The organism is Aeromonas sp. HMWF014 (assembly GCF_963878295.1).
GTDB lineage: Bacteria > Pseudomonadota > Gammaproteobacteria > Enterobacterales > Aeromonadaceae > Aeromonas > Aeromonas popoffii.
On the sequence record NZ_CAWNYS010000333.1, the window covers coordinates 11,730 to 17,698 of the forward strand.

Genomic DNA, 5,969 nt, shown 5'->3' on the forward strand with positions numbered 1-5,969 from the left:
TGCGAAAGTCCAGGCGATGGTCTGGACCGCCCGCTTCGATCAGCAGCACGCTGACGTCCGCGTCTTCGGTCAGGCGGGCGGCCAATACATTACCAGCTGAGCCGGCACCGATGATGATGTAATCGAATTCTTGGGGCATAGAAGCTCCTGTAGCCGGATGCACTCCGGAGAAAATGCGATGACGGTTCCCGGATGGCATCCGGGCTACGGGGCGGAGATCACTGTGTAGGGCGAATGACGCTGTTTCCCGCCTATGACAGGGCTTTAGAACACCGAGGTGTAGCCGCCCATTTCCAGCTGCACCGATTTGATCCGCGTGTAGTGCGCCAGCGTGGTCAAACCGTTTTCGCGACCAACGCCGGATTGCTTGTAACCGCCCACCGGCATTTCCGCTGGCGATTCTCCCCAGGTGTTGATCCAGCAAATACCGGCTTCCAGCTTGTGGATTACCCGGTGCGCGCGGTTCAGGTCGCGGGTGACCACGCCAGCGGCCAGGCCGTATTCGGTGGCGTTGGCGCGGCGGATGACTTCTTCTTCCGTGTCGTAAACCAGAATGCTCATCACCGGGCCGAAGATCTCTTCACGCACTATGGTCATGTCGTCCTTGCAGTCGGTGAATACCGTGGGGGCCACGTAGGCACCGTTGGCGTATTCGCCCTCGGTCACGCGCTGGCCACCGATCAGCAGGCGGGCACCTTCGCGGCGGCCTTTTTCGATGTAGCCGAGCACGCTGTCCATGTGCGCGAAGCTGACCAGCGGACCGAAGTTGGTGGCGTCATCTTGCGGGTTGCCCAGGCGAATACGTTTGACCCGCTCCAACACCTTGGCTTCGAAGCTCGCCTGCAGCCTGCGTGGCACAAACACACGGGTACCGTTAGTACAGACCTGCCCGGAGCTATAGAAATTAGCCATCACTGCGATATCAGCGGCACGGTCGAGGTCGGCGTCTTCGAAGATGATCAGTGGCGATTTGCCTCCCAGCTCCATTGTCACATCCTTGAGTGATGAACTGGAGGCGCTTGCCATGACCTTTTTGCCGGTCACAGTGCCGCCGGTGAAGGATATCTTTGCGATGCCCGGATGCTCGGTCAGCCACTGACCGACTTCACGGCCGCTGCCGGTGAGCACGTTAAATACGCCATCCGGCAGGCCGGCGGCGGTGTAGATTTCTGCCAGTTTCAGCACACTGAGCGAGGTCACTTCGCTGGGTTTGAAGATCATCGCATTGCCGGCGGCCAAGGCCGGAGCGGATTTCCACAGAGCAATCTGGATCGGGTAGTTCCACGCGCCTATACCTGCGACCACGCCCAGCGGCTCACGGCGGGTGTAGACGAAGCTGGTATCGCGCAACGGGATCTGTTCACCTTCGATGGCGGGGATCAAACCGGCGTAGTACTCCAATACGTCCGCACCGGTGACGATATCGACATAGCGCGTTTCCGAGAGCGGCTTGCCGGTGTCGAGGGTTTCCAGCTCGGCGAGTTCATCGTTGCGCTCGCGCAGAATGTCCACGGCCTTGCGCAGGATGCGTGAGCGTTGCATGGCCGTCATCGCCGCCCAGACCTTTTGCCCTTCGGTAGCGCTCGCTACGGCGCGCTCTACGTCCACCTGGTTGGCGCACTGCACTTTGGCCAGCACCTCCCCAGTGGCCGGATTGATGCTGTCAAAGGTCTCACCACTGCTGGCCGCCACATAACGACCTCCGATATAGAGCTGTTGTTCATTAAATCGGGGCACCTTCGAGTCCTTTTTTGTTGGTTTATGTGGTATCCGGCTACTGAAAATTGTTCGCACTGGATAGTAGTCCGGTCAGAGACTAGCTTATTTTTATTGAACATCCAAGTAACAATAAATTGACATTTATGCATCAAGTAATAAGCTCAGCGCCGTGACTCTCACTGCCATACATCGCCGTAGCCGTTAAGCTGGCTGCAAGAACCTGATCGCGAGTCTGCTGTGGTCTATGTCATTGATTCGCATCGTTTGAGACCCTTCGGTGCGTTCGTTTCCATTGCCTTGGAGCTCACCTCCACCATGACGACTGCCTCTCTCATCACAACAACACCTGAAAAAGTGCGCTTGAATCCGACCGTGTTTTACGGATCGACGGCGCTGATCCTGCTGTTGACCTTGGCGTTAATCGCCTTCCCCGATGCGGCCGGAGTTTGGCTGGGCAAAGCCCAAGTGTGGCTGTCACGCAGTTTTGGCTGGTATTACATGCTGGCGATTGGGGCTTATCTGTTATTTGTGCTGTACGTGGCCTGTTCGCGCTACGGCAACCTGCGCCTGGGGACTGACCACGAACGTCCAGAGTTCAGTTACGGGGCCTGGGCAGGAATGCTGTTCTCCTCGGGGATCGGTATTTCGTTGCTGTATTTCGCAGCATCAGAACCGATTGACCACCTCTACAACCCGCCCGAAGGCGAGCCAGGCACGACCTCGGCGGCGCGTCAGGCGCTGCAACTGACCTTTCTGCATTGGGGTTTACATGGCTGGGCGATCTACGCACTGGTCGGTCTTGCCGTGGGCTACTTTGCCTATCGCCACCAGCAACCGCTGGCCTTGCGCTCGGCGTTGTACCCGCTGTTCGGCGAGCGCCTGACCCGTGGCTGGGTCGGTAATGCCGTGGACTGCTTCGGCATTTTTGTCACCCTGCTGGGGCTGGTGACCAACCTTGGTATTGGCTCGCTGCAAGTGGCGTCTGGTTTTGAATACCTTTTTGGTATGTCCAACAGCCAGGGGGCGCTGCTTACGGTGATTCTGGTGATGAGTGCGGTAGCCACCCTGGCCGCCGTTTCCGGGGTGGAGAAGGGCATTCGCCGCTTGTCCAACCTCAACATCATTCTGTTTAGCAGTTTGCTGGTGTTCGTGTTGCTGGCCGGCGACACCTTGCATTTGCTCAACAGCCTGGTGCAAAACCTCGGTGACTACCTCAACGGTTTGGTACTGAAGACCTTTGACCTCTATGTGTACACCGGCCAGTCCGGCAAGAGTGAAGCGTGGATGGGCTTGTGGACCCTGTTCTACTGGGCGTGGTGGATTTCCTGGGCACCGTTTGTCGGCATGTTTATCGCGCGAATTTCCCGTGGTCGTACCGTGCGGGAATTGGTCTGCGGCGTATTACTGATCCCGCTGGGCTTCACCCTGGCCTGGCTGTCTATCTTCGGCAACAGCGCGCTGGAGCTGGTGATGAACCATAACGCCACCGATCTAGGCAAAGCTGCGCTGGAGCAGCCCGCCATGTCCATCTACCTGCTGCTGGAGCATTACCCCTGGTCCAAGGTGGTGATTGGCATGTCGATTTGCGTCGGCTTTGTGCTGTTCCTCACACCGGCGGACTCCGGCTCGGTGATGCTGGCCAACCTTTCACGCCAGGGGAGTGAACTGGACGAAGATGCCCCGTACTGGCTGCGGATCTTCTGGAGCATGGTCATCACTCTGGTGACCATTGGGTTGCTGTTCGCCGGTAATTTCACCGCCATGCAAACCGTGGTGGTGCTGGCGGGATTGCCCTTCTCGGTGGTGCTGCTGCTGTACATGTTCGCCCTGCTCAAGGCGATGAAGTCGGATTTGGCCGCCAGTGAGCAGCCAACGGCGCTGCCAGCCCTGCCGACATAAGGCTGCACCTGTCTCGGGTGGCGCAGTGTGCGTCACCCTGACTGCTTAGCCGGCTTTTTCCAGCTGCATGTCCAGGTAGTCATAGGCGATCTGCATCGCCTGGCGGGTGTCGAAGCTTTCGCCAGACAAGGCCCCGCGCAGCCACAACCCGTCAATCAGTGCGGCAAGTCCACGTGCTGCGGCGCGTGCCTGTGCCTGCGGCAACACCCGGCTGAACTGCCCGCAGAGATTGGAATAGAGGCGGTGATCATTAACCCGTTGCAAGCGGCGCAGTGTGGGTTGATGCATGCTGGTGGCCCAGAACGCCAGCCAAGTCTTCATCGCCGGTCCGTTGACTTGGCTGTCATCGAAGTTGCCTTCAATCATGGCCCGCAAATGCGCGCGCGGTTGATCTGGCGGTAGACTAGCGCGGCGTTCGCGCACGGCATTGCTTAGCGCCTGCATCAGGTGGCGCATGGTGGCGTCGAGTAACCCGTTCTTGTCGCGAAAGTAATGGCTGATGATGCCATTAGAGACTCCAGCAATCCGTGCGATGAAGGCAATGCTGGCATCGTTCATGCCGACTTGATCGACCGCTTCAAGGGTGGCAGCAATCAATTGTGATCGACGGATGGGTTGCATTCCGACCTTAGGCATCTGTTTCTCCGTCTATTGGGGGCCCAGTAATGCGCGCAGTCTAGGCCGGTTAAAATAATGTGGTCAATGTGCGCGTTAAAAACGCGCACCAAGGTAAGTAACCACCGAAAAGGTTGTGCTGGATAAGGTCACGCTTATCTGTGAGCTCGATGAGCTATGGGTCTATGTTGGCAACCAAAATAATCGACATTTTTTTATGTCTTTGATACTAAAAGAAAACGAGTTGTTACCTACACCTTAGGTCCGCGCAACGATGAAACATGCCGTCGATGGCTGAACCTGCTACCCCCTTCCTGCCTGGCGTTATCACCAGTAATGAGTGGGGAGGCTATGCCAGGGAAGTCCCGCGCGAGATAGACCTGACCGGGGAAATATTCACACCGCGTATCGAGCGTAACAACCTGACGCTCAGAGCGCGCATCAAGCACCATCAGGTGCTGCATCATACGTGAAGCCTGAGCACGCTCACAGCCTCCCAGCGCATGGCGGCGACGCCCACCGCCGCGTCTGCGTCACGGAAACCGCGCTCTTCCGCTCCCGCCTGCGCGCCGCACCAATAAAATTTTTTGCAAAAGTGGATTACCGCAACACCATAGGCCCAGACCGCGCCAGATAAAGGATCTGCGGCTTGGTGAGGATCTGAAAGGATCGAAAGCAATTGCAGGGTTTTACAGTTCGGACGGGCTCTGGATAACGAAGGTGAAAACGTAACTCATTGAATGTATTGGGATGGTCGTACTTTCCGTGGGAATTTTTATGATCGAGGGAGGATCGCGAAGAGCTTGTAGTGAGGCGGAAAGGCTATATATTTCAGCCGGTTAAGCCCAGACGGGAATGAATCGAGAACTGAAATATTGAAAAGGGCTCTGCGGCCTGGGTGCACTGGCCAGCCTGCGCCACGGAAAACAGATTTTCTATGAAATGTGTCCGGTCACGATGACCAGCTTGTAAGGAGGAATGGCGACACTGTCGCCTCGATCATCCAAACCACTGTCGCCACTTCATCGCCACTCGGTGATTACTGAGGGACAGAAAAACTTAAGGCCACCCGCTTGGGTGGCCTTAAGTCATTGAATTAGTTGATGGTGCCCGGGGTCGGACTCGAACCGACACGATTATTCATCGGCGGATTTTGAATCCGCTGCGTCTACCGATTTCGCCACCCGGGCAACTGCGAGGGATTATACGAATGGTGCGATGCCATGCAAGGGGTTTTTCTATTGAACACGCTCGTTTGCTCATTTATTCAACGCCTTGCCGATGCAGGGTCAGTTACATAGAATGCCCGCATCATATTAATGGAATAAGAACGATGGCCAAGCGTAAACCAGTCCAACCCGCATCCACCTCCCACACAGTCCCCCACTACCCTTCGGCAGGCCTGTTACGCCGACTCGGCGCCCTGCTCTATGACTATCTGGTAGTCATCTCCTTGCTGATCATCGCTGGCTTCATCGGGATGGGGGTGGCACACCTGCTGCTGGCAACCGGCGCGGCCACCCTTCCGGAAGGCAAAGATGCCTCCTGGCTGCTGACCAGCCCGATTTACAGTGCCTGGCTCGCCTTCATCATCTGTGGTTTTTACACTTGGTTCTGGACCCGTGCCGGTCAGACCGTCGGCATGCGCGCCTGGCGCCTGCGCATCCAGAATGCGGATGGCAGCAACATCCGCATCACCCAGGCCCTGATCCGGCTGGCGACGGCAGCATTCGGCC

Annotated in this window: 4 protein-coding genes, 1 tRNA gene and 1 pseudogene; 3 read left to right on the forward strand and 3 right to left on the reverse strand. The window is 57.2% G+C overall.

Annotation, left to right across the window (positions count from 1 at the left end; translation table 11 throughout):
* Positions 1-264: 264 nt before the first annotated feature.
* Positions 265-1,737: a betaine-aldehyde dehydrogenase gene (gene betB, locus AAC083_RS14115; protein WP_108536935.1), complete on the reverse strand. Its 1,473-nt coding sequence runs from the start codon at positions 1,735-1,737 to the stop codon at positions 265-267.
* 219 nt (positions 1,738-1,956) lie between these two features.
* Between betB and AAC083_RS14120 the strand changes: the two genes are divergently transcribed.
* The gene (locus AAC083_RS14120) at positions 1,957-3,618 is read left to right on the forward strand and encodes a BCCT family transporter (protein WP_219927892.1); all 1,662 of its coding nucleotides are present in this window, start codon (positions 1,957-1,959) and stop codon (positions 3,616-3,618) included.
* A 45-nt stretch (positions 3,619-3,663) separates the two neighbouring features.
* On the opposite strand, the gene betI is transcribed toward AAC083_RS14120, so the two are convergent.
* Positions 3,664-4,254, reverse strand: coding sequence for a transcriptional regulator BetI (gene betI / locus AAC083_RS14125; protein WP_108536936.1), 591 nt, complete (start codon positions 4,252-4,254; stop codon positions 3,664-3,666).
* Positions 4,255-4,310: 56 nt separating this feature from the next.
* On the opposite strand from betI, the pseudogene AAC083_RS14130 reads away from it, so the two are divergent.
* Positions 4,311-4,679: pseudogene (locus tag AAC083_RS14130) on the forward strand (IS1 family transposase); the annotation flags it as partial.
* A 658-nt stretch (positions 4,680-5,337) separates the two neighbouring features.
* On the opposite strand, the gene AAC083_RS14135 reads toward AAC083_RS14130, so the two are convergent.
* Positions 5,338-5,423: transfer RNA gene (locus AAC083_RS14135), tRNA-Leu, on the reverse strand.
* A gap of 143 nt (positions 5,424-5,566) precedes the next feature.
* On the opposite strand from AAC083_RS14135, the gene AAC083_RS14140 reads away from it, so the two are divergent.
* The coding region (locus AAC083_RS14140) for an RDD family protein (protein ID WP_181364757.1) at positions 5,567-5,969 on the forward strand (403 nt) is incomplete at its 3' end.